The following is a 24,637-nucleotide window of genomic DNA, read 5'->3' on the forward strand; positions in this document are numbered from 1 at the left end:
CCACCCGCACCCGCCATCCACCCCTTCGGCCCACGGCTTTTCACCGGTGTGATGGGCGTTTTCGTGGCGGCCATGATGTCGGGCCTGAACAGCCGCATCGGCACGCTGGCGCTGGGCGACATCCGCGCCGTGTACGGCATGGGCATCGACGACGGCAGCTGGGTCGCCAGCCTGTATGGCGCCTTCGAGCTGGCCGCGATGCCGTTCTCGGCGTGGTTCGCGATCACGTTCTCGTTCCGCCGCTACCACATGGCCGTGGTGGCGATCTTCACGCTGCTCGGCCTCGCCACGCCGCTGGCGCCGGATCCGGCCACGCTGCTGGTACTGCGCTGCCTGCAGGGTTTCTCCGGCGGCTTGCTGATCCCCGTGCTGATGGCCGCTGCGCTGCGCTTCTTCCCGGCCCCGATCCGGCTGTATGGCCTGGCGCTGTATGCGATGACGGCCACGTTCTCGCCGAACGTGGCCACCTGGCTGTCCGCCACGTGGACCGACGGCGTGGCCGACTGGCGCCTGCTGTTCTGGCAGACGGTGCCGATGGCGCTGTTCTCGCTGGCCGCGGTGGGGTGGGGCATTCCGCAAGACCCGGTGCGCCTGGAGCGCTTCCGCCAGATCGACTTGCCGGGCCTGGTGACGGGCCTGGCCGGCCTGGTCATGATCGGCATCGGCCTGTCGCAGGGCGAGCGGCTGGACTGGTTCAACAGCGTGCTGGTGTGCTGGCTGCTGGGCGGCGGAGTGGCGCTGCTGGCGATCTTCCTGGTCTGCGAATGGTTCCACCCGATGCCCTTCATCAAGCTGCAGCTGCTGCACCGCCGCAACCTGGGCCTGGGCTTCACCGTGTTTGTCGGCATGCTCGTGGTGCTGCTGTCCGGCTCCCTGCTGCCGGCCGATTACCTGGGCCATGCGTGGCATTTCCGCACGCCGCAGCTGGCCGTCATCGGCCTGCAGGTCGGGCTGCCGCAGTTCATCCTGGGGCCCGCCGTGTCCTGGCTGCTGTACAAGAAATGGATCGATGCGCGCCATGTGTTCTGCGCGGGCCTGGTGCTGATCGCCGCGGCCTGCTGGGTGGGTTCGCGCATCACGCCGGAATGGATGGCGGCCGAATTCGCGCTGGCGCAGGCGCTGCATGCGTTCGGCCAGCCGATGGCCGTGATCGCGCTGCTGTTCCTGGCCACCAGCGTGGTGCAGCCGATGGAAGGGCCGCAGGTGTCCGGCATCGTTAATACGCTGCGCGCCTTCGGCACCATGTTCGGCAGCGCCATCGTGGCGCGCCTGCTGGCGGTACGCGAAGCCACGCATGCCAACGTGCTGCTCGATGGCGCCGCCAACATGCGCCGCAGCGCCGGCGCCATGCCGACGGATGCGCTGGCCGGCGTGGCCGGGCGCGTGTCTCACCAGGCCTTCGTGCTGTCGATCGCCGATGGCTACCTGGCCCTCGGCGCACTGGCGCTGGCCCTGGTTCCGCTCGTGCTGTCGCTGCAGTACATCGCGCCGCCCGAGTTAGGCCCGAAAAAATAATCAACTTCCAAACGAGGATCGCATGTCTCTTCCCACTTCCGCAAAAATCGCGATCGGCGTGCTGCTTGCCGCGCTGGCGGCCGGCAGCGCCTGGTCGCTGACCCACGATGAAGGCGGCGGCAGCCGCCAGAGCACCGACGACGCCTATGTGACGGCCGACTTCACGCTGGTCGCGCCGCAGGTGCCCGGCAAGGTGGCCGAGGTGCTGGTCGAGGACCACCAGGCCGTGCGCAAGGGCCAGTTGCTGGCGCGGATCGACGACCGCGATTTCGTGGTGGCCGTCGACATCGCCCGCGCCGAGCTGACCAGGGCGCAGGCCGACCTGGCCAGCGCCCGCGCCGCCACGGCGCAGCAGGGCAGCACCATCCGGCGCGCCGCCGCCGCGATCGATGCCGGCGCCGCCACGCTGAAATACGCGAAGGCCAACGCGGAACGCTATCGCGACCTGGCGTCGGACGGCTCGGCTTCCGTGCAGGACCGCCAGCAGGCCGAATCGCAGACCGACGCCGCCGCCGCGAACCATGCGGCCGACGTGGCCGCGCTGGCGGCGGCCAGGCAGCAGCTGGATGTGCTGGGTGCCCAGGTGGCGCAGGCCGAGGCCCAGGTGGCGCGCGCCACGGCGGCGCTGGCGGCCGCGCAGCTGAACCTGTCGTACACGCGGATCGAGGCGCCGGTGGACGGTATCGTCGGCCAGCGCGCCGTGCGGGTCGGCGCCTATGCGCAGGCGGGGGCGGCGATGCTGGCCATCGTGCCGCTGCAGCATGCCTATATCGAGGCGAACTTCCGCGAAACGCAGCTGGCCAGGATGCGTGCCGGCCAGCGCGTTACAATTGCGGTCGACATGCTGCCCGGGACCACGCTGACCGGCCATGTCGACAGCCTCGCGCCCGCCAGCAGCGTATCGTTCTCGCCGATCGCGCCGGACAATGCCACCGGCAACTTCACGAAAGTGGTGCAGCGCCTGCCCGTCAAGATCGTCATCGATCCGGGGCAGCGCGCCGCGCAGCTGCTGAAGGTGGGCATGTCCGTCACGCCGACCGTCATCTGCGACGCGGGCTGACCCTTCTACGAACAGGATCATGACTGACCAGGACGCATCCGCCGCCGCTATTGCAACCCCCGCCGGTATCCCCGCTGCCAGGCCGCCGCGCCTGACCCGGGAACAAAGCCGCGCCCGCACGCGTGAACGCCTGCTGGCTTCCGCCGCCGTCGTGTTTACCCGCGAGGGCTATGCCGGCGCCTCGATCGACCGCATCGCCGAGGAAGCGGGTTACTCGAAAGGGGCGATGTACTCGAACTTCGCATCGAAGGACGAGCTGTTCTTTGCGATGTTCGATTTCTATGCCCTCGGCCAGGCCAACGAGCTATGCCGCCGCCTCGATGCGCTGGACGATCCCGATGCGCTGATCGCCGCCGTCTGCGACTGGGCCGACGGCATGCGCCACGAACCGGACCTGCGCCTGCTGGTGGTGGACATGGCCCGCCTCGCCCGCGCCGATGCCGCGGTGGCGGCACGCCATACCAGGATGTTCGATGACGAGTGGCACCAGGTGGGCTCCCGGCTGACGAAGATCTTCCCGGGCGGAGTGCCGCCCGTGCCCGTGCTGCAACTGGGCGCGCTGGTGATGGACATCGCCTACGGCAACGCGACGCAGCTGCATGCCGGGCTGACGGCGGGCGACCTGATCGGCCTGGCCTTGCGCGCGCTGCGCGACGCCTACGGCGCGCGGCCTGCCGCATCGGCGCGCCCCGGCAATGCTTGAACTGGCCGCTGCCTTCGTGATCGACAGGTCGCAGGGCGCGGCGCGGCAAGTCTATGAGCATCTGCGCGCCGCCATCGTCACGCTGGCGCTCAGGCCGGGTACGGACCTCGACCGCAACGAGCTGGCGCGCCGCTACGGCGTTTCCGTCACGCCGGTGCGCGATGCGCTGTTGAAGCTGGAGGAAGAAGGCCTGGTCGACATCTTCCCCCAGCATGGCACCCGGGTCAGCGCGGTCGACATCGACTCGGCGCGCCACGCGCACTTCCTGCGGCTGGCGCTGGAACTGGAAATCGCCCGCACGCTGGCCCGGCGGCGCGACCAGGATCTCGCGCAGACCCTGCTGTCACTGGTCGCGCGGCAACGGCAATGCCTGGAGCGGGGCGATGTCGAGGCGTTCATCCATGCCGACCAGGCCTTCCACGAACGCATGTTCGCCGCCGCCCGGACGCCGGACCTGTGGCGGCTGATGCGCGGCAGCAGCGGCAACATGGACCGCTTGCGGCGCCTGCACATGCAATTGAACGGCAAGGCCGAATCGGTGCTGGGCGAACATGCCGACCTCGCCGACGCCATCGCCGCCGGGGATGCCGACCGTGCCGAGGCATGCGTCCGGCACCACCTGAGCGGCACGCTATCCCGGCTCATCGCCCTGCGCGAGCAGTACCCGGAATTCCTGGCCAGCTGATTTGCCGCCTGTCACTTTGCCCGTCGTGATATATTAGTGCATCACGACGATCCAGATGCCGCTCTGCCAACATATTTCCAGAAACCGGGGTCAGACCCCGGTTTTTGGAAACATTTCCTGAAAGCGGGGTCAGACCCCGGTTTTTGGAAACATTGCTGACCGCTACCGACTTACTTCCTGCCCCTCCGACCATGACTTCCACCACTCCCGTCATCACCTCCATGCGCGCGATTCCCGTCGCGGGCCGCGACAGCATGCTGCTGAACCTGTGCGGTGCGCATGCGCCGTACTTCACGCGTAATATCGTGCTGCTGACCGACAGCGCCGGCCATACCGGCATGGGCGAGGTGCCGGGCGGCGAGGGCATCCTGAAGGCGCTGGAGCGGATCATCCCGCTGGTGGTGGGCACGCCGGTGGGCCGCTACCAGCGCACGTTGAATGGCTTGCGTGCCGCGTTCGGCGCGGGTGGCGGGATGCAGCACCAGGTCACCAATGAAGCGGAAGCGGCCGTGCTGCGCCAGCCGCACGAAATCAACCTGCGGCTGGATAACGTCATCACCGCGGTCGAAGCGGCGCTGCTCGACTTGCTGGGCCAGCACCTGGAGGTGCCGGTCTGCGAACTGCTCGGCAACGGGCAGCAGCGCGACAGCGTGACGATGCTGGCCTACCTGTTCTACATCGGCGATGCCGGCAAGACGGATCTGCCGTACGTGCGCGCGGGCGACGTTTCCCATCCTGCTAATGACTGGTACCAGTTGCGCCACCGCGAGGCGCTGACGCCGGAAGCGGTGGCCGACCTGGCCGATGCGGCGGTGGCGAAATACGGCTTCCGCGACTTCAAGCTGAAAGGCGGCGTGATGTCGCCGCACGATGAATTGCTGGCCGTGGCGGCGATCAAGGCACGCCACCCGCAAGGCAACGTGACGGTGGACCCGAACGGCGCCTGGTCGCTGGAGCAGGCCATCGCCGCGTGCAAGGGCAAGGGCCACCTGCTGGCCTACGCGGAAGACCCGTGCGGCCCGGAGAACGGCTATTCGGGCCGCGAGACGATGGCCGAGTTCCGCCGCGCGACCGGCATCCGCACCGCCACCAACATGGTGGCCACCGACTGGCGCCAGATGGGCCACTCGCACCTGCTGGGCGCCGTCGACATCCCCCTGGCCGACCCGCACTTCTGGACCATGCAGGGTTCCGTGCGCCTGGCGCAGCTGTGCCACGACTGGGGCATGACATGGGGCTCGCATTCGAACAACCACTTCGACGTGTCGCTGGCGATGTTCACGCACGCGGCGGCCGCTGCGCCGGGCGAGATCACCGCGATCGATACGCACTGGATCTGGCAGGAGGGCACGGAACGGCTGACGCGCGACCCCCTGCGCATCGAGCAAGGCGCCGTGGCAGTGCCGGACAAGCCGGGCCTCGGCATCGAGCCGGACATGGAGCGCATCGAAGCCGCGCACGAACTCTATAAACAGGTGGCCGGCGGCGCCCGCGACGATGCGATGGCGATGCGCTACCTGGTGCCCGGCTGGACCTACCATCCGAACAAGCCGAGTCTCGCGCGGGACTGAGTGGCCTGGCCAACACTGGATGCCGGCAAGCGAGCGGCGTTTGATGCTAACGACAGTGCCAGCGTCGTGGTGTCGGACACCGGTTCTTGCGTGAGGCGCAGGAATCGTCACCGAAAACCGGTGTCCGACACCCAAGGGTGTCCGACACCAGCGGCGCGAGTGTGAACGGTGGGAACCGGCACAGCCTTATTCGTCAGCCGCAGGCACGAGGTACTCCGGATATCTGGCCCGGATCGCCGCCACTCCCTCCAGCGCGTCGCCCAAGCAGTGCCGCACGCACTCCATCGCGAGCCTGCCGTCACCACTGGCGATCGCATCGGCGATGCCGGCATGATCGGCCAGCAGACCCTGCGCGTCGGCGCGCGGCAGCAGCCGCTGCAGCCGTTGCAGATTGCCGCCCTGGCGCAGCAGCAGTTCCCACAGGTCGGCAAGCTGCCCGTGCTCGAACAGCTGGCGGTGGAACGCCGTGCCGGCGCGGTCGAACGCCGCTTCGTCCTGCAATTGCGCGGCCAGACGCTGCTGCGCGATGTGCTGTTCCAGCGCGAGACCCAGCGCCGCATCCGGCGCCCGCGGCAGGGTATTGACCACTTCCAGTTCCAGAGACAGCCGCAGCAGGTGCGCCTGCCGTGCCCCGTCCACGTCGATGCGGCTGACCGTCGTGGTCTGCTGCGGCACGATGTCGACCAGGCCTTCCTCGCCAAGCCGCGACAGCGCATCGCGCAGCGGGGTCGACGACAGGCCGTAGTAGTCCGCCAGCTCGTTGCGGTGCAGTTGCGTGCCGGGCGCCAGTACCAGCGTCACGATCAGTTCGCGCAGGTGGTCGAACACCTGCGCCGAGGCGTTGCGCATGCGGTCGAGGCGGAAGGGGGCGGAGGGCAGGCCGGGGATCATGGATGTCTGCATGGCGATAAACGGCGATTGTAGCGAACTTGCGATGACCTGCCGGCAAATGGGGCGAATCCTGCCGTCCAAGAGTATCGCAGTGCAATCCTGCGAAATGGCCCGAGCTGGCTCACGCAGGACGGCGCCTTCCAACCTTACGCGAGTATGCCCCTCCAACTCCTGTATTCAATCGCCTCCTCCGTTATCGAGTACTCCATCGCTGAAGTGACTACGACAACCAGAGGATTCTCGCAACAAAGGAGCAGGGACAGAATGAAGCATCGGTTGACGTTATTCACGCAGGTTCGATCCGATCACTAAAAATCAACCGACTCGGCCAGCCGCGCATCTCGATGAAATGTCTCAGCCAGGTGCCGGTTCACCCTTGCCCATACTGGAGGGTTCCTCGAAAAACCGAAGCGCAGCCGTGCAGCCGTACGACGAGCATCGCAGAGCGAAATGCAACGCGCGGCGGGTTTTTCGAGGCGCCTTCTAGTCACCACGTACAAACGGAGATAGGCGTGTGTAAGCTCATCATTCCAATGTTGTTAAGTTTTTTGGCCGCATGCCAGTTGGCCCGCGCCCCTAAGAACACAATCGACAGCAGCCAATCGTAGCTTCGCTCGATCGACTTGCTTAGTTACAGATATGCAGTGCAAAAAGAACTCTGACTGTTGTTCGAACACCTGTGAGCCTGTTGGAAATTATGGGGGAATGTGCAAATAATTTCCCTCAGGGCGGCTGTCCGCCATGAGTTCGTGTAATTGGTAAAAAATCGCTGCAGCTTGGCCTTAATATACCTGGAAGTTCAGTTTTCAGCCACGTCTGCATTATTACGTCCACGCATTCCAAATTCATAGAAATGGAGCAAATCATGAGCATGTGCACATATGCAGGTCAAGAATATTCCGAAGGGTCTGTAATCTGCCAGGGTGGGCGACTGATGAAGTGTCAGGGCGGCAACTGGGGAGACACAGGAGCGAGCTGCTCTAATGCTATTTCAGAGGAGGGGTATTCTAAGATTTCAGAAGCGCTAGGATTTCTGAATATAAAACGGGTAGATATGACTCCTGCCGACGCGCGTCCTGTCAACTCCACCTGGTTTGCAGCACTGGAGTTGCTGTCGGAAAATTCGGGAATGTACTACGGGCCTTGGAATAATAGCTTCTCAAGCGCTTGTGTTAATACGGGATTTGTTTCCGTTATCGCGCGTGATGCGATGACGCGCCCACCTGAAGTAGTTGGGACCTGCTCCGGATATCAGATCGTAATGGTTGAGACCCAGTATTAATACCCGTACATTCTCGTCAGCGTACGCTGTGAACATTCATGGAATGTTAGCGAAGCCACATAGCCGCCGTTGGTTATTGGAAAGATAGTCTGCCTACGGCGGCTCCCAAAACGAAAATTGTCACCTAGAAATAAAGTTGGCAACTATATATGAGATTCCTTCAGCATTGCCGATTCGAGATTACTTTGTTATGAATAACTTTTCAAGATGCGATTTGCAAAATGTCGTGATGATGTGATGCGACGGGCCAGATTGTTAGTCTAAAACTAAGCACCGGAAAATAATGTCCTGTCGCTCGTTAGAACGGCATTGGCTCATTCCACTTAGGAGATTGTTCGCCATGCTGGCCGCTTTTCCGCTATACGTGTCCGGCGCGACAGCTAATAAATAACCTGTAACGGATCGGGCACGGCTCGGCCCGGCTGCACAGTTGCCACGGAATTTTTGATTTTCCGAAGTGTCCGGCCGCTAGTTTATTTGTGCAATTTTTAAATCATATTTCAGTTTAAATTTTATGAATAGGAGTATGTCATGCCGAAATTAGCGTTTGCTGGAGTGCTTCTCGTCCTTTCCACAAATTCATCTGGGCAGACTATCCAGCCTCCATTAACGTCGTTATTGGTATGCTCTGAATCAAAGACCAATGATGATAATAATATATATTTTACGCTGGCAGACAATACGAATACTAGAGTTGTTAAAGTTTACCCAGATATGAGTGCTGGAGAAAAATGCAACGCAATTGAAAATTTGGCTCGGGAGTATAACCTTGAAACCAAGCGTGTTAGGGAGAATAAAATTCTGGTGTTGAGTGAAATTAATTATATTTCGCACCCTGGTAAATCGTATATCCCGCCAAGATTCTGCATTGAAATAGAAAATATATCATTTAGCAATGCGACCGAAATTTCAGGCCTTCCATTTGAAGAGAAAATTGACTATAAGCCGTGGTGGATGAAAGAAGAAAATTCCTACCCTTTTTATTATAGGATATGGCGTTCGACCGAGGTCATATATATTTTTATGCTAATAAACAAGTGCGTGGTAGATGTTGAGACTGAACCGATCAGTATGCTTCTACAGAATAAGCTACCGGATTAAGTGCTAATTATGTCCAGTCGCATCTAATTATGGGTATATTTAAGGAGGCGCTGAAATACTCACCGAATGGGCCAGATTTATGTGAGGTGCATCTATGGCTGAGGCAGAGCGAAATCGCCGTTTAAAGGCCGCCGAAGGGTTTGAGTCGGTCGTTTTCGAGCTGTTCTCGAATAGCGAAGCTTTTCGCCGTGCACTGGCGCAAGGAGTACTGACTGATGTGTCGAGGCGTTCCACGCATGACGCGGTGATTTGACCGGCAGTGGATCAGGTTAAAGACAGGTTGTCGAGAGCGGCGTTTTACACGTAGTCTTGTCGTTCAGAAGGGCGCCAGGCAGCCATCCTTCAAAAAGACGAGGCGTTTCAAGTTGTAGCTGGCCGCTTTGAGATTCAGGGCAAGGTGGTTCGTACAATATCGATACAGCGCGCGAGCCTGTCACCCATCTGGGCCAAGGCGCCCGAAATTATGCTCGACGCGCGCTCGCGGTGTGGCAATACGGCGAGTGCGCTGCTTCTGGATCTCGAAAGTACCTTTCATAGCATGCATCCGGCGCCGAATGTGGACGCGCCAGCCAGCGTGCTTCAGGTTCGTTCCCGTTCAATGCTGGGATAGCTGCGATGGGCATAGACGTCGCGGCTAGTGTTGGAAGCATTGAGTAGCGTTTCGAAGTCCTTGGTGTCGGCCACTGCGGCATGCGTGACCGCGATTTTCCGTATCAGCTTGCAGCGTTTGTCTATGCTGGCGTGGAGCATGTAGCCGAAGTGGTTCTTGCCATGCTTTTTGGTCCACTTCGCATCGACATCTTTCTGGGCACGTTTGTGCGGCTTCAGTCCAGCGGCACGCTGCCTTGTTTGACGGTCTCGGCTTCGGAGCAAGGTCTCTGGCTCTGGAGCTCATCGTCAAGACTCGCTGCGAAGTCCTCGAATAATGGCAACTGCCTGCCCAAACGACTACACTGACCTGGATGCATCGTGGTGCTGGCATGCCCACGATGCACGTCGAACGCTGTTGGTCGGCAATGATTTGCTTTGGAGTCGATCGGCGCGTCGTATCTACCTGCCTGGTGGGTGGGCCGCGGCGGAACGTCTCGACCAATCGTGCTGCAGTCATGCCGAGGTGGTCTTCCGCAAGCTTGGCGCGTCCCGCCCAAGATGAAGCGCGGTAGCGTCGATTTACCCGGAGAACTCGATATGGACTGGCATGCCGCGTTCCGTTTTGCGCCTCTGCCCCGCGAGGTCGAGTGCAAGCAGATCGAGATCGTTTTCGAGGGATCGATCAAGAGTCTCGTCGCCAGTCTGATTGCAATGATCCTGATCGTCGGTGGCATACTGCTGATATCGTCCACGGGGACTCCAATGCCAGGTTGGGCCTGGATTTCCCTGGCCATCTGGGCCAGCCTCATTACCGCATTCTCGATCCGTGGAATCCTGATTGTCCGCAGGTACTTGAAAATAAAGCCCGATCTGGACAGCACGCGCGCATGGGGCCGCAGGCTCGCTATCAATGACGGGCTGGTGCTGGGCATATTGTGGGGGAGTCTGGGATTCGTAGTCATGGGTTTGCGATCGGAGCACCACGTCACTTTCGCCATCGCGGCCCTCGCCCTGGTCACCATGGCCGGGGCCGGCTCGAAAGGTCCATGGCGACCTATCGCCGTCCTGTTCGTCATCTCCACGACATCCGTCTTTTCTATCGCACTGTTGGTCCAGTCGAGTGCCAATCCCATTCTTGCCGCTGGCTTCCTCCTATATGCCTTCACGTCGCTGGCATTTGCGCGACAACACCAGCACGTCGTGCGGCGAATCATCGATCTCAATATTGAAAATGAGCACTTGCTAAAAACTGCACGGGAATCGATGCTGGCTCTCGAGGAAGCCAAAATGGCTGCCGATCAGGCAAACCTGGCGAAGAGCCGGTTCCTCGCTGCGGTGAGTCACGACCTGCGTCAGCCCATGCACGCCATATCGCTTTATCTCGCGTACCTCCGCTCGATTGTCAGCGACGAGGTCGCCCGAGCCGCCGTCGATAAAGTAGAGGGTGCCGCAGGTGCGATGGAGGAACTGCTGAGTGTAGTCCTGGATCTTTCCAAAGTAAGCCTCGGGGCCGTTCAGCCTGCAGAGAAAGTGTTTGATTTCCGGCGCATGTGCGAGGAACTCGATTTGCAACTGGCGCCACCTGCGGCCGAGAAAGGACTCGAGCTCGCATTCAGTGCGGAACACATCATGCTTCGCACCGATCCGGTATTGCTGGAGCGGATCGTGCGTAACCTCTTGCTGAATGCCATACGATATACCAACGAGGGTCTGGTACGGGTACATGCGACCACGCACAACGGCGTTGCAATGATCCATATTGCCGACACAGGCGTTGGAATCAAACTCGAGGAGCGCGAGAGAGTATTCGAAGAGTTTTATCAGGTCAACAATCCGGAGAGAGACCGGACGAAAGGAATGGGGCTCGGACTGGCTATCGTAAAACAGCTCTGCCAGGTGCTGGGGATCACCATACGCCTGAAGTCACAGTTGGGCAAAGGCACTGTTGTGAGGCTGAGCGTACCTGGCGTTGCGGCGCCTGCCTCGGGCCTCGGCCCCGATGAGTCGGCACAAGAGTGCCTGCCCGATTGCCTTTCCGGTGCCACCGTGCTGGTCATCGAAGATGATCCGCTGGTACTCGACAGCATGGAGCTCGTCCTTGCGTCGTTCGGTTGCCATGTGCTCAGTTCGACGAACGGGGCTCAAGCGCTCGAGCGGATTGCGGCTGGGGAGCGAGTACCCGACATTATCATCTCCGATTATCGATTGCCGAACGGCGAGACCGGTATCGACGCAGTCCATCTGGTACGGCACCGGTTGCATGAGTCATTCGATATCGAACCGATGACGCCTGCCGTACTAATAACCGGGAACACGTCCCCCGAGGAGCTGGCACACGCGATGCACTACAAGCTGCCAGTCCTGTATAAGCCGGTCGGTGGTGCCGCCCTGCGGCGCACGCTGAGTTCACTCATCGACGCTTACCGGCGCGAGTTGATATCGTGAAGTTGTTCGGCAGGGGCAGGGAAGAGCAGATTCAACCTGCTGATCTGCGCTACCACTGCGGCTTTCCCCTCGTTTTGAATACCGAGCTTGAAAGACAAGTTCTTGACATGCGTTTTTACGGTAAGGTCTGATATTGTCCTGCCGCGCATGGCACTGATTTGATGTGCTATGTGCTTGTAAGTGAGACCCTGGACGCAGTATGCCGCCACCAGCCGTTCCATTTCCGTCAGTTTCCCGATATGCGTGCTGTCCGGGCGGGGGGCTGTCAGCAAGCCAGCGGACACTTCGATATTCTGTAGCATGGCCTCTGGAATATACACGCCGCCATCGAGCGTCAAACGTACGGCACTCTGCAGTATTCGCTCGGATACGCCCTTTGGAATGAACCCCGTAGCGTGTTCCTTCAGGATGTCACACATGAGCCGGACATCCTCGCTACCCGAGACGACGACGATCCGCGGAAACACACCCAGCTCCTCGCACATCGCACGAAACTGTTTGACGGTGTCGACACCGCGACTGTCGCTGATGTTCAGGTCGAGCAGTACCAGAGTCATCTGAGGAACTCTCGACAACGCAGTGCGACTTTCCGCCATCGACGCGGCTTCATGGAAGCATGCATGCGGCAATACCGGTTTGAGGCAATGCGCCATCCCGCTGCGCAACGCTGGATGGTCATCGACGATCAGAATTTCCATTTTGCACTTGCCGTTGCGGTGGCCGTAACAGGTATGAATAAACCTTGGAGAGTACTCGAAGTACTCGGATCAGAGGATATCAGATGCTGTGGTGTGGAGGCGCCGTCGCGGCACGCCATCATGACTGGATAGCCACCAAGAGCCGCGCATGCGAAGGCGGGCGAACCTTGTGCCGCCTCCGATGCTGATTACGCCGCGGCCCCTGGAAGTCAGGGCCCCTTGCTCTCCAGCATCACCTTCGCGCTGCCCAGTCCATCCGCCGTCGCCGTCAACACCAGCTTGCCGGCCTGGCCGGCGCGGGTGCGCACGATCGCCAGTGCCAGGCCGTTGAACGCATTGCGCTCGCGCGACTGGAACGATTCGAAGCTGGTCGGATCGCCGTTGTCGGTGGCGATGATGTCGCCCGGCCCGCTCAGCGTGAACTTCACGCGGTTGCCGCTGCGCGGTACCGGCCGGCCATCCTTGTCGGCGATCGTCACCGTCACGAACGACAGGTCGTCGCCATCGGCACGGATCGCCTGCCGGTCGGCCGACAGCAGCAGTTTCGCCGGTTTGCCGGTGGTGCGAACGGTGTCCTCGGCCCACCGCTTGCCGTCCTTGTATGCCACCGCCTGGAGCGTGCCGGGCTGGTAGACCACATCGTCCCAGCGCAGGCGGTACTCGCGCGGGCCGCGCTTCTTGCGGCCCAGCGATTGCCCGTTCAGGAACAGCTCGGCCTCGTCGCCGGACGTGTACAGGTGCACCGGCGTGATCTGGCCCACGCGTTCCGGCCAGTTCCAGTGCGGCAGCAGGTGCGCCATCGGCAGCTCCGGGCGCCAGCGCGCCTGGTACAGGTAGAAGCGGTCCTTCTTGAAACCGGCCAGGTCGACGATGCCGAAGTACGAGCTGCGCGACGGCACGGCGATCTTCTTCAGGCTGTCCAGCTGCTGCGCCATGCGCTGCCGCTGCGCCGGGTCGGTGAAGTTCAGCAGGTTGGTGCTGTCGCTGTTGTACGGCGTCGGCTCGCCCAGGTAGTCGAAGCCGGTCCACACGAATTCGCCCGCCACGAACGGATTGTCGTCCTGGCCGCGGAACTCCTTGTCTGGCGGCGATGCCCACGGCGGCGCGCTCAGGTCGTAGCTGCTGACGTGGAAGTTGGCCTGGCCCTTCGACTGGTCGTCGCTGACGGGGAAGAAGTACTCGCCGCGCGAACTGACGGTCGACGCGGTTTCGCTGCCCAGCAGCGGGATATGCGGGGCGTGCTCGTGGAATTTCGCGTACTCGTGCGGCTTGTAGTTGTAGCCGAACACGTCGACGGCGTTCTGGAAGCCGTTGTAGCCGGAGCCGACATGGTTGTAGGCCGCCGTGGTCGGGCGTGTGGAGTCTTCGCCGCGGGCGATCTCGGACAGGCGGGCCGCCACCTTCCAGCCTTCGCGCGCACCCTGCTCGACGATCTCGTTGCCGATGCTCCAGGCAATCACGCTGGGGTGGTTGCGGTCGCGGCGGATCATCGCGCGCAGGTCCTTCTCATGCCATTCGGCGAAATGCAGGTGATAGTCGTTCGGGGTTTTCTTCAGGCCCCAGATGTCGAACGCTTCGGCCACCACCACGAAGCCCAAGCGGTCGGCCAGGTCCAGCAGTTCCGGCGCCGGCGGATTGTGGCTGGTGCGGATCGCGTTCACGCCCATCTCGCGCAGGATCTCCAGCTGGCGTTCCAGCGCGCGGACATTGATCGCCGCGCCCAGCGCACCCAGGTCGTGGTGCTGGCACACGCCGTTGATCGTCAGCCGCGTGCCGTTCAGCAGGAAGCCCCGCTCCGCATCGAAGGCGATGGTGCGGATGCCGAACGGCGTTTCCACGACATCGACCACGCGGCCCTTGTCGGTCACGGTGGTGACGGCCACGTAGCGCTGCGGCGCGGCGGTGCTCCACAGCCGCGGGTTGGCCACGGTCAGCGCCTGCGTGAGCTGCACCTGGTGGCCGGCCGGCGCCTTCCACGGGCTGGCCGGTGCCTTGCTTGCCACGGCCGGGCCGGTGCGCTTGCCGGCGCCATCGAGTGCGTAGATTTCGGTGGCGACCTGCACTTCGGCGTCCGCGCCCCGGTTGTCCAGCGTGACCTCGACGTTCACGGTCGCCGATGCCTTCGTCACCAGCGGCGTGGTGACGAAGGTGCCGTACTGTGCCACATGGACCGGCGCAGTCTTCACCAGCCACACGTTGCGGTAGATGCCGCCGCCCGGGTACCAGCGCGACGAGGCCGGCGGATTGTCGAGCCGCACCGCCACCACGTTGGCGCCGCCGGGTTTCACGTGCGGCGTGAGGTCGACGCGCCACGACGCATAGCCGTACGGCCAGCCGCCCACGTGCCGGCCGTTGATCCAGACCTGCGCGTTCGACATCGCGCCATCGATATCCAGGTAGACGCGGCGGCCGGCATCCGTGGCCGGCAGCGTGAAGTGCTTGCGGTACCAGGCCGTGCCCCACCACGGCAGCTTGCCGGTATCGTTCGGATACTCCTGCCGGAACGGACCTTCGATGCCCCAGTCGTGCGGCACGGAGAGCTTGCGCCAGGCGCTGTCGTCGAAGCCCGGCTGCGCGTTTGGCTGGTCAGCGGGGCCGCTCCTGCCGGCGTCGCCCTTGAGGAATTCATTCTCGCGGAACGCCTCCTTGTGGAAGCGCCAGTCGGCGTTGAAGGCGATCCGTTCGCGGACCGGGGCTTCGGCGGCATGGGCGGTCGCGCCCGCGAGCGAGAGGAAGCCGAAGGCGACAAGGGGAAACAGGCGTCTGAACATGGGTTGCACGTGTGATGATGGACCGAAAAGTGTAGACCCGATTGCAACACCGTTGCTATTCCATTTCTGCCGCCCGCTATCCGGAAGCGTTATAGCGCCGGCATGGCAGGGAGATGGCACGGCGGTCCGATCAACCCGATGAGCGATCGCCCCGGGTCCCGCTCAAGCGGCCGCGCCGCATGCTAAGGTACGGCGCCCATCACGGCGAACCTTGCACGACGAACCCCGCACGACGAAGGAGGAGACCATGCCCACCAACCCGACCTGGCGCCGCCCCGCGCTGGCCATGGCGCTGCTGGCGCTTGCCGCCGGTGCGCAGGCCCAGCCATCGAAGTGGCCCGACATCACGTGGCTGTTCACCTCCTTTCACGGCAAGGGCGACGGGCTGCACCTGTCGGCCAGCGCGGACGGCAAGGCGTGGACGGACCTGGGCAAGATCTTCCTGAAACCCTCGGTGGGATCGGGGCTGATGCGCGACCCGCATATCCTGCGCGGCCCCGACGGCGTGTTCCGCATGGTATGGACCACCGGCTGGAAGGACAGGGGCATCGGCTACGCGGCATCGACGGACCTGGTCAACTGGTCGGCCCAGCGCTACCTGCCGATCTTCGAGAAGACCGCGGGAGCCACGGATGCGTGGGCACCGGAGACGTTCTACGATGAAGCGAGCGGGCAGTATGTGATCACGCTATCGTCCGACATCGACGGCCGCTTTCCGGAAACGAAATCGGCCGAGCGGATGAACCACCGCACGTACTATGTGACGACGAAGGATTTCGTCACGTTCAGCGAACCGGCACTGTTCCTCGACCCCGGCTTCGACCATATCGATACCACGGTGGTGCGCGATGGAGCCCGCTATATCAGCGTCTTCAAGGAAGGCGACCGGCAGAAGGCAGGCAAGTGGGGCGCGGTGCGCTGGGCCGTGGCCGACCGCGCGCTCGGTCCCTGGCGGGTGATGCCCGAGCCGATCGTCAGCGGCTTGCGCGCCGAGGGGCCGACCTTGTACACCCAGGACGGCAGGACGACCTTGCTGGTCGACTTCTATGCGGACAAGCGCTATGGCGCCTTCCAGACCACCGACTGGAAGACGTGGACCGATGTGTCGGCGCAAGTCTCGGTGGCGGACGGCCAGCGGCATGGCAGCGTGCTGGCGGTGCCGGCCTGGCTGGCGAAGGAGCTTGGCACCGCGCGCCCGAGGGCGGAAGCAGTGGAGCCGAAGCCGGCCCCGCCGCCCATCCTGGATGGCTTCACGGCCGATCCGTCGATCCGGCTGTTCGGCGACACCTACTATATCTATCCCACATCGGACAAGCCGAACTGGCAGACCACCGATTTTTCCGTGTGGTCGTCGAAGGACCTGGTGGAGTGGAAGAAGGAGCGCATGATCCTGGACGTGGCCAACGACCTGAAATGGGCCAAGGTCGAAGCCTGGGCGCCGGACGTGATCGAGCGTAACGGCACGTACTACATGTACTTCTGCGCGCAGGGCAATATCGGCGTGGCCACGTCGAAGTCGCCCACCGGCCCGTTCGTCGACGCGCTGGGCAAGCCGCTGGTCGCCAAGGGCACGGGCGTGCAGACCAATACCATCGACCCGTATCCGTTCATCGACGACGATGGCCAGGCCTATCTTTACTACGGCAACGGCAAGCTGGGCAACGTCTACAAGCTGAAGCCGGACATGGTCACGCTGGATGGCCCCGTGCACACGATCGAACTGCGCGACCACCGCGAGGCGCCGGTGGTCTTCAAGCGCAACGGCAAGTACTACTTCATGTGGTCGATCGACGATGCGCGCAGCCCGGACTACCGGGTGGGCTGGGGCGTGGCCGATTCGCCGCTCGGCCCGGTGCGTTCGCCGGACCGGGATTTCATCGTGCTGCGGCGCAGTGGGCCGGCCGTCGCCACCGCGCACCACAGCGTCGTCAACGTACCGGGCACCGATCGCTGGTACGTCGCCTATCACCGCCACGCGCTGCCGCAGGGGAACGGCTACCAGCGCCAGACCGTGCTGGCGAGGATGGCGTTCAATGCCGATGGCTCGATCCAGCCGATGGACCCGATGGCCGTGCCGTTCCGGCCGGGTGACGTGGGTGAGCCGATCAGGAACGGGAAGGCGGCGGCGCCTGTCGGCACGGGCAGGTAGGCGGACGACGTACAGCACCGTCGATCGGCGCTGGTGATCGCGCAAACTTTCCCCGGAAATTGGAGCCTGTCACTAATGCCGTTACGTTAGCGGAATTCGACGTAGTTCGCGGCGATGGCGTATTGGTGGCTTGGCAGGGGTTTCGCGAAGCATGCTTCGCGCCTGGCACGCGGTGATGGCTTGCAAGCCATCACTCCTCCGGACCGCTGCGGCGGTCTTCGCATGAGCTTGCCGATTTCCTGAGCAAAAACCAGTCCGACACACTTTCCGGATGAAGCGCTCGGAAAGAATGTCCGACACCAAGCACCCCAACGCCAACACAAATAACCCGATACGTTGGAAGCGCATGCATTCACCCCAACAGCGAAGGGCTGGGGTCAGACCCGCCGGGGTGTAGCAGGGGTTTCGCGAAGCCTGCTTCGCGCCTGCGGAACGATGTTGGCATGCATGCCAGCATTCCTCCCTGACCCCGGAATTTGCACTTGGGGTGGGCTTATCTAAGCGACATTGGAGCCTGTCACCGGTTTTTCTGGAATAGCCGTTGATCAGTGGTCACGGCGGACAGGGGTGCTGCCCGGCGACGTGTTGTTTCCCGGCATGGTAAGGTGCGGCTTTGCGGCATGCCGCGCCACGTTGTCCCTTGCCATGTCCGACCACCGCTCCGTGCCCGCCCTCGTTCTCGCCGACGCGTTCGACTGGAGCGCGACGCCGTTCGGCGCGGTGGCGGGGTGGCCTTCGGCGCTGCGCACCGCGGCCGGCATGGTGCTGCAATCGCGCCAGCCGATGTGCGTGATGTGGGGCGCCGGGCTGCGCCTGCTGTTCAACGATGGCTATCGCACCTTGCTGGGGGCGCGTGCGCACGGCGGCGTGATGGGCCGGCCGTTCCGCGAGGTATGGCCGGAGCTGGCCGACCTGGCCGGGCCGATGCTCGACGACGTGCTGCGCGGCCATGCCACCGGCGCCGTGGAAGACCATCCATTCACCGTCGAGCGCAACGGTTATCCCGAGCAGATCTACGTGACGTTCTTCACGAGCCCCATCCACGATGACGCCGGGATGATCGCCGGCCTGGTGGTCACCTGCGTGGAAACCACGGCCAGGGTGGCGTCGCGCCGCGAGCGCGACGACGCGATGGAGCGCCTGCGGCTGCTCGACGAAATCGGCGAGGCCACCCGCGTGGCCAGCGAGCCGCGCGCCATCATGGAAGAAGCCACGCGGCTGCTGGGCGAGCATCTGGGCGTGACGCGGGTGGCCTATGCCGACCTGGAGCCGGACAACGACCGCTTCACGATCCGGCACGACTGGCGCGTGCCGGGCGCGATCAGCACCGCGGGTGTGTATTCGCTCGACCTGTTCGGCTCGCGCGCCACGTCGAACCTGCGCATCGGCCGCACGCTCGTCATCAACGACGTCGACGTGGAGCTGGCGCCGGGCGATGGCGACGGCATGTTCAACAGCATCGGCATCAAGGCCATAATCTGCTGCCCGCTCGTCAAGGGCGGCCACCTGGTGGCGATGATGGCCGTGCACCAGGTGCATCCGCGCCGCTGGACCGCCGAGGAACTGGCGCTGGTGGAGGCGGTGGTCGAGCGCTGCTGGGCACACATCGAGCGGGTGCGCTCGACCGAGGCTCTACGCGAGGCGGACCGCCACAAGTCCGAGTTCCTGGCCGTGCTGGCGCACGAGCTGCGCAACCCGCTGGCGCCGATCCGCAACGGCCTGGAACTGCTGCGCCTTTCCGGCGGCAGCCGGGAAACGGTGGCCAGGGTGGGCGGGATGATGGACCGCCAGCTGAGCCACATGACGCACCTGATCGACGACCTGCTCGACATCGCCCGTGTCTCGAGCGGCAAGATCGTGCTGCACCGCGAGCTCACGGACCTGCAGCGCATCGTGGCGGTGGCGATCGAGGCCACCCAGCCGGCGCTGGACGCGGCCGGCCACAAGCTGTCGGTCCGTCTGCCGGATACGCCGCAGCCGGTCGATGCGGACCCGGTGCGCATCAGCCAGGTGATCGGCAACCTGCTGACCAACGCGGCCAAGTACACGCCCCGCAACGGCAGGATTTGCGTAACCGCCCATGCGGAAGAGGGCGTGGCGGTAGTGCAGGTGGCCGACAACGGCATCGGCATCGCGCCGGAATCGCTCGACGCCGTGTTCGACATGTTTACCCAGGTCGCGCGCCACGTGGAGCGCTCCAACGGCGGGCTCGGGATCGGCCTGTCGCTGGTGCGGCGGCTCGTGGCGCTGCATGGCGGCACGGCCACGGCGGCCAGCGCGGGCCCGGGGCAGGGCAGCACGTTCACGATCCGGCTGCCGCTCGCGGAAGCATCGCCGATGGCCGCCGGGGATGCGCCGCCGGCGCCCGACGCGGCGGCGGGCAGGCGGCTGCGCATCCTGATCGCGGACGACAACGTGGATGCCGCGCATTCGCTGGCCGACCTGCTGGCGCTGGAAGGCCACGATATCCGCGTCGCCGCCGATGGCGCCGGCGCTCTGGAACTGGCGGCCGGTTTCCAGCCCGAGGTGGTGTTCCTCGACATCGGCATGCCGGGCATGGACGGCTACGAGACCGCGCGCCGCCTGCGCGCCATGCCCGGCATGCAAGCCATCCGGCTGGCCGCGTTGACCGGCTGGGGTGCCGCCGAGGACCGCGCGCGCGGCCGTGCCGCCGGCTTCGACCATCACCTGCTGAAACCGGCCGTACCGGCGGAAGTGCGCGCGGTGCTGGCCGTGGCATGACGGCACCTGGCGTGACTGGGGCGCCGCGCAGCGGTCGGATCGGATGCGATGAGGACGACGGGCACGGCGTCACCTGCGTGAGGTGGCGGGCCGTCCCCGACGGGAACGTTCGCACGGAGACGATCAGCTGGGATCAATTCCCTCTTCTAACGATAATGACTTATCATTATAATTAGTGGAATTGTTCACCCATCACAAGGAACGCATTCCATGTACGACAAACGCACTCCGCTCGCGCTGGCCATCGCGCTGGCATTCGGTTCCACGTTCTGCGCCTCGCCGGCCGCCCATGCGCAGACCGCACAGGCGGCCGGCGACCGCCATGGCGGCGATCCGGACAGCATTCCCACCGTGCTGGTCTCGGCCAGTGCGCTGGGCGTGCTGTCCGACGACATGATCACGCCGGCCACCACGCTGTCCGGCGCCGAACTGGTGCGCGTGCGCGAGTCGACGCTGGGCGAAACGCTGGGCCGCCTGCCGGGCATCACGTCGAGCCACTTCGGCGCCGGTGCCAGCCGGCCGGTCATCCGCGGCATGGATGGCCCGCGCGTAAAAATCCTGGCCGACGGCGCGGAAGTGCAGGATGCGTCGACCGTCAGCCCGGACCACGCGGTGGCGTTCGAGCCGCTGCTGGCCGAGCGCATCGAAGTGCTGCGCGGCCCGTCGGCGCTGGCCTACGGCGGCGGCGCGGTGGGCGGCGTGGTCAACATCATCGACCGGAAGATCCCCACGGCGCTGCCATCCAAGGCTGTCGAAGGCAGCGCCGAGTTGCGCGCGAACTCGGCCGCGCGCGAAAAAGCCGGCGCCTTCGAGATGAGTGCGGCGGCGGGCAACGTGGTCTTCCACGCGGAGGGCGTGAAGCGCGATGCGAAGGACTACCGCGTCGGCGAGGACTGGGCCGAAGGGCGCCGGGTCGGCGGCAGCTACAAGGATACCGAAACGGGCACGGTCGGCGTGTCGTGGATCGGCGAGCGGGGTTACCTGGGCGCCGCCTACACGAAGGAGCGTACCGAGTACGGCATTCCCGGCCATGGCCATGAATTCGAAGGCTGCCATCCGCATGGCGCGCACCTGCATTGCGGCGGGCACGAAGAGGAAGAGGAAGAGGGCCACGAGGAAGAGGGCCACGAGGAAGAGGGCCACGAGCACGAGCACGAGGAAGGCCCGGTGCCCTACGTCAAACTGGACAGCGACCGCTGGGACGTGCGCGGCGAGTACCGCGATCCGCTGGCCGGATTCTCGAAGGTGCGGCTGCGCGCCTCGTTCACGGATTACCGGCACGACGAGATCGAGGGCAGCGAGGTGGCCACCACGTTCACCAGCAAGGCGCATGACGCGCGCGTCGAAATGGAGCACAAGCCGGTGGCTGGCTGGCGCGGCGTGATCGGCCTGCAGACCACGCGGCGCGATTTCGCGGCGCTGGGCGAGGAAGCCTACGTTCCGGCCACGCTGACGAAGAAGCATGCCGCCTTCGTGACCGAGGAATACCGCCTGGACGCCTGGCGTTTCGAGGCCGGCCTGCGCCACGAGTGGCAGGATATCGAGGTCGAAGGTGCCCGCGAGCGCGACCGCGATGCGCGCGGCACCTCGCTGGCGCTCGGCGCGGTATGGAAGTTCGCGCCGCAGTACTCGCTGCGTGCCGCCGTCTCGCGCAGCCACCGCCTGCCGGCCGCCGAGGAACTGTATGCCGACGGCATCCACCTGGCCACCAGCACCTGGGAAATCGGCAACGAGAACCTGGCGAAGGAAACCTCGAACAACCTGGACATCACGCTGCGCAAGTTCGCCGGCCCGACCACCTTCTCGCTCAGCGCCTTCCACAACCGCGTGGACAACTACATCTACGCCCGCACGCTGGACAACCACGAAGGCTTCCAGCTGGTTGAGTACGCGCAGCGCGATGCCACGTTCACCGGTATCGAAGGGGAATTGCGCCAGGAACTGGGAGCCGGCCTGCAGGCCACGCTGTTCGGCGACTACGTCCGCGCCAAGCTGGACAATGGCGGCGGCAACATCCCGCGCATCCCGGCCGGGCGCATCGGCGCCAGGCTCGATGGCGAATGGCAGGGCTGGCACGGCATGGTCGAAGCCTACCGCGTCGCCACGCAGGACGACGTGGCCGAACAGGAAAGCCGCACGTCCGGCTACAACATGCTGAACCTCGGCACGCACTACAACACACGCATCGCCGGCCTGCCGGTACAGCTGTACGCGCGGCTGAACAACCTGACCGACGAGCTGGCGTACAGCCATACCTCGTTCATCAAGGCGGCCGCGCCACTGCCGGGACGTAACCTGACGGCCGGGCTGCGCGTGACGTTCTGATCGCCACCGCCGAGCCCGTGTCAGCGTGCCTGGGAGGAATGATGCCTTGCAAGGCATCACCGCATCGCAGGCGAGCAGCGGTGCTGCCCGAAGGTGCAGCCCTGCATGGCTGCACCGTTCTGCAGGCGCAGAGCAGGGCGCTGCGAAACCCCTGCGCCACCCCCTGCGATGCCCCCCTGACACGGGCTCGACAAATCGCCGCAGCCGAGTTCGCGTCAGCGTGTCTGCCCCCTGGTACGGGCTGAACTCAGCGCCGTAGCAGAGTCCGTGTCAGCGTGCCTGACACCTTGACACGGACTGAACACATCGCCGCAGCCGAGCTCGTGTCAGTGTGCCTGGGAGGAGTGACGCCTTGCAAGGCATCACCGCATCGCAGGCGAGCAGCGGTGCTGCCCGAAGGTGCAGCCCTGCATGGCTGCACCGTTCTGCAGGCGCAGAGCAGGGCTCTGCGAAACCCCTGCGCCACCCCCTGCGATGCCCCCCTGACGCGGACTGAACGGTGTGTGGCGGAGGCATGCGCACGCGGCCTGAACGTTGCCAGGCTACACGATCGCAGCAGCGAAACGGTGGTGAGTCAGTGCTTGTGGGCGCGTGCCGGCCGCTTGGTGGCAACGGTGGCCGGTTCCGGGGCCGCCTTGCCCTTGCGCTTGGCGGCGCATTCGGCGCATTCGCCATACAGGGTCAGCTCGTGGCGGTCGATGACGAAGCCGGCCGGTGCCAGGTCGTCCATCCGGCCGGGGCAACCTTCGACTTCGAACACGCGGTCGCACGGCACGCAGTGGAAGTGGTGGTGGTGATGGTGCGCCAGGTGCGAGGTTTCATAGCGCGGATTCTCGCCCGGCAGCGTGACGGCCTGGATCTCGCCTTCGCCCAGCAGCAGCTTCAGGTTGCGATAGATGGTCGCGATGCCGATCTCCGGCACCGTCACGCGGACGGCATCGTGGATTTCGTGGGGGCTGAGCGGGCGCGCGGCGGCTTCGATCGCCGCGCGAATCGCGGTGCGCTGGCGGGTTGAGCGTTCCATGGCGATGCGTATCGGGTAAAGCGCCATTATCCCATATCGCCGGCTTCGCGGCACGCAAGGCCGCGAAGCGGTGCCGCGATCAGTACGGGCCGCGGATGTGGTCGCGCACGTGCTGCACGTAGACCTGGGCCAGCGCGGCGTGCAGCGAGGCCGGCAGCGGGGCGGCGTCGGCGGCGGTGACGTTCGCCACCACCTGCGACGGCGAGCTGGCGCCGGGGATCACCACGGACACGGCTTCGTGATCGAGAATCCAGCGCAAGGCCACTTGCGCCATCGTCAGCCCCGGTGGGACCAGCGCGGCCACCTGCTCGGCGGCGGTGATGCCGCGCTCCAGTTCCAGGCCGGCGAAGGTTTCGCCCACGTTGAAATGCTGGCCATCGCGGTTGAAGTGGCGGTGGTCGTCCTGGCGGAACACGGTCTCGCGGGTGATCTTCCCGCCCAGCAGGCCACTGGCCAGCGGCAGGCGCACGATGATGCCGACCCCTTGCGCATGCGCGCGTGGCAGCAGTTCCCCGGCCGGCTTTTGCCGGAAGATGTTGAAGATCACCTGCAGCGACGCCAGGCCCGGCTGGTCCAGGCAGATCAGGCCTTCTTCGACCGATTCCACGCTGGCGCCCCAGCGGCGGATCAGGCCTTCCTGCTGCAGTTCGCGCAGCCATTCGAAGACGTGGCCCTGGCGCAGCACGTCGGTGGGCACGCAGTGCAGCTGCGTCAGGTCCAGCGCTTCCACGCCGAGCCGCTCGATCGAGCGCAGCGTGGCGTCGCGCAGCGATTCGCGGGTGTAGCCATCCGGGTAGATGCCGGCGCGGCCCAGTTTCGTGGCAACCACCAGCGATGGATCCTTGCGGGCCGCGAGGAATTTGCCGATCGAACGTTCGCTGGCGCCGTCGCCGTAGACGTCGGCCGTGTCGATGAAGCGCACGCCGGCATCATGGGCGGCCGACAGGGTCTGCTGGGCGATGGTGTCGTCCCAGTCGTCGCGCCAGCCGCCGCCCAGCTGCCAGCAGCCCAGGCCGATTTCGGGGATGGTGAAGCCGGCGAATTGTCGTGTTTGCATTTCTCTTCCTTGGTCGTTATAAAAAGC

The 24,637-nt window shown here is 64.3% G+C and carries 18 protein-coding genes; 12 read left to right on the forward strand and 6 right to left on the reverse strand.

Annotated elements, in window-relative coordinates; genetic code table 11:
- Positions 1-72: 72 nt before the first annotated feature.
- From EYF70_RS11500 to EYF70_RS11520, 5 genes are all read left to right on the forward strand, one after another.
- Complete coding sequence (locus tag EYF70_RS11500; protein WP_229420904.1) at positions 73-1,515, forward strand: MFS transporter; 1,443 nt, start codon at positions 73-75, stop codon at positions 1,513-1,515.
- Between the two features lie 22 nt (positions 1,516-1,537).
- The gene (locus EYF70_RS11505; RefSeq protein WP_131145529.1) at positions 1,538-2,575 is read left to right on the forward strand and encodes an HlyD family secretion protein; all 1,038 of its coding nucleotides are present in this window, start codon (positions 1,538-1,540) and stop codon (positions 2,573-2,575) included.
- Between the two features lie 19 nt (positions 2,576-2,594).
- Positions 2,595-3,278: a TetR/AcrR family transcriptional regulator gene (locus tag EYF70_RS31605; protein ID WP_131145530.1), complete on the forward strand. Its 684-nt coding sequence runs from the start codon at positions 2,595-2,597 to the stop codon at positions 3,276-3,278.
- On the forward strand, positions 3,271-3,963 hold the full coding sequence (locus EYF70_RS11515) for a GntR family transcriptional regulator (protein ID WP_131145531.1): 693 nt from the start codon (positions 3,271-3,273) through the stop codon (positions 3,961-3,963). Before EYF70_RS31605 ends, EYF70_RS11515 begins: the two co-directional genes overlap by 8 nt.
- Positions 3,964-4,154: 191 nt before the next feature.
- Positions 4,155-5,534, forward strand: a complete 1,380-nt coding sequence (locus EYF70_RS11520) for an enolase C-terminal domain-like protein (protein WP_131145532.1) — start codon at positions 4,155-4,157, stop codon at positions 5,532-5,534.
- Positions 5,535-5,720: 186 nt separating this feature from the next.
- Here the strand turns inward: EYF70_RS11520 and EYF70_RS11525 are convergent, their stop codons facing one another.
- A complete protein-coding gene (locus EYF70_RS11525; RefSeq protein ID WP_131145533.1) occupies positions 5,721-6,425 on the reverse strand; it encodes a GntR family transcriptional regulator in 705 nt (234 codons plus the stop codon).
- A gap of 865 nt (positions 6,426-7,290) precedes the next feature.
- On the opposite strand from EYF70_RS11525, the gene EYF70_RS11530 reads away from it, so the two are divergent.
- Together EYF70_RS11530 and EYF70_RS11535 are read left to right on the forward strand one after the other, a co-directional pair.
- Positions 7,291-7,707: a DUF1496 domain-containing protein gene (locus EYF70_RS11530; protein ID WP_165497629.1), complete on the forward strand. Its 417-nt coding sequence runs from the start codon at positions 7,291-7,293 to the stop codon at positions 7,705-7,707.
- Positions 7,708-8,238: 531 nt separating this feature from the next.
- Entirely contained in the window at positions 8,239-8,808 is a 570-nt protein-coding gene (locus EYF70_RS11535) for a hypothetical protein (RefSeq protein ID WP_131145535.1), read from the forward strand.
- Between the two features lie 579 nt (positions 8,809-9,387).
- Here EYF70_RS11535 and EYF70_RS32000 read toward each other — a convergent pair.
- A complete protein-coding gene (locus EYF70_RS32000) occupies positions 9,388-9,558 on the reverse strand; it encodes a hypothetical protein (RefSeq protein ID WP_371861734.1) in 171 nt (56 codons plus the stop codon).
- On the opposite strand from EYF70_RS32000, the gene EYF70_RS31610 reads away from it, so the two are divergent.
- A complete protein-coding gene (locus EYF70_RS31610; RefSeq protein WP_229420818.1) occupies positions 9,499-9,765 on the forward strand; it encodes a hypothetical protein in 267 nt (88 codons plus the stop codon). The two genes, EYF70_RS32000 and EYF70_RS31610, sit on opposite strands and share 60 nt — an antisense overlap.
- A 231-nt stretch (positions 9,766-9,996) precedes the next feature.
- Complete coding sequence (locus EYF70_RS11545; RefSeq protein ID WP_165497630.1) at positions 9,997-11,844, forward strand: ATP-binding response regulator; 1,848 nt, start codon at positions 9,997-9,999, stop codon at positions 11,842-11,844.
- On the opposite strand, the gene EYF70_RS11550 is transcribed toward EYF70_RS11545, so the two are convergent.
- Both EYF70_RS11550 and galB read right to left on the reverse strand, forming a co-directional pair.
- On the reverse strand, positions 11,820-12,542 hold the full coding sequence (locus tag EYF70_RS11550; RefSeq protein WP_131145538.1) for a response regulator: 723 nt from the start codon (positions 12,540-12,542) through the stop codon (positions 11,820-11,822). The two genes, EYF70_RS11545 and EYF70_RS11550, sit on opposite strands and share 25 nt — an antisense overlap.
- Positions 12,543-12,751: 209 nt before the next feature.
- Positions 12,752-15,313, reverse strand: a complete 2,562-nt coding sequence (gene galB / locus EYF70_RS11555; protein WP_131145539.1) for a beta-galactosidase GalB — start codon at positions 15,311-15,313, stop codon at positions 12,752-12,754.
- A gap of 247 nt (positions 15,314-15,560) precedes the next feature.
- Here galB and EYF70_RS11560 point away from each other — a divergent pair, with 247 nt between their 5' ends.
- From EYF70_RS11560 to EYF70_RS11570, 3 genes are all read left to right on the forward strand, one after another.
- Complete coding sequence (locus EYF70_RS11560) at positions 15,561-17,462, forward strand: glycoside hydrolase family 43 protein (RefSeq protein WP_131145540.1); 1,902 nt, start codon at positions 15,561-15,563, stop codon at positions 17,460-17,462.
- Between the two features lie 645 nt (positions 17,463-18,107).
- Entirely contained in the window at positions 18,108-20,204 is a 2,097-nt protein-coding gene (locus EYF70_RS11565) for a hybrid sensor histidine kinase/response regulator (protein ID WP_131145541.1), read from the forward strand.
- Positions 20,205-20,414: 210 nt separating this feature from the next.
- A complete protein-coding gene (locus EYF70_RS11570) occupies positions 20,415-22,529 on the forward strand; it encodes a TonB-dependent receptor domain-containing protein (RefSeq protein ID WP_131145542.1) in 2,115 nt (704 codons plus the stop codon).
- Positions 22,530-23,103: 574 nt separating this feature from the next.
- Here the strand turns inward: EYF70_RS11570 and EYF70_RS11575 are convergent.
- Both EYF70_RS11575 and EYF70_RS11580 read right to left on the reverse strand, forming a co-directional pair.
- Complete coding sequence (locus EYF70_RS11575) at positions 23,104-23,553, reverse strand: Fur family transcriptional regulator (RefSeq protein WP_131145543.1); 450 nt, start codon at positions 23,551-23,553, stop codon at positions 23,104-23,106.
- Between the two features lie 79 nt (positions 23,554-23,632).
- Positions 23,633-24,610 carry an aldo/keto reductase gene (locus EYF70_RS11580; RefSeq protein WP_131145544.1) on the reverse strand — a complete coding sequence of 326 codons (978 nt, stop codon included), beginning with the start codon at positions 24,608-24,610 and terminating at the stop codon, positions 23,633-23,635.
- Between the last annotated feature and the right edge of the window lie 27 nt (positions 24,611-24,637).

The sequence above is a fragment of the Pseudoduganella albidiflava genome, from assembly GCF_004322755.1.
GTDB classification, from domain to species: domain Bacteria; phylum Pseudomonadota; class Gammaproteobacteria; order Burkholderiales; family Burkholderiaceae_D; genus Rugamonas; species Rugamonas albidiflava.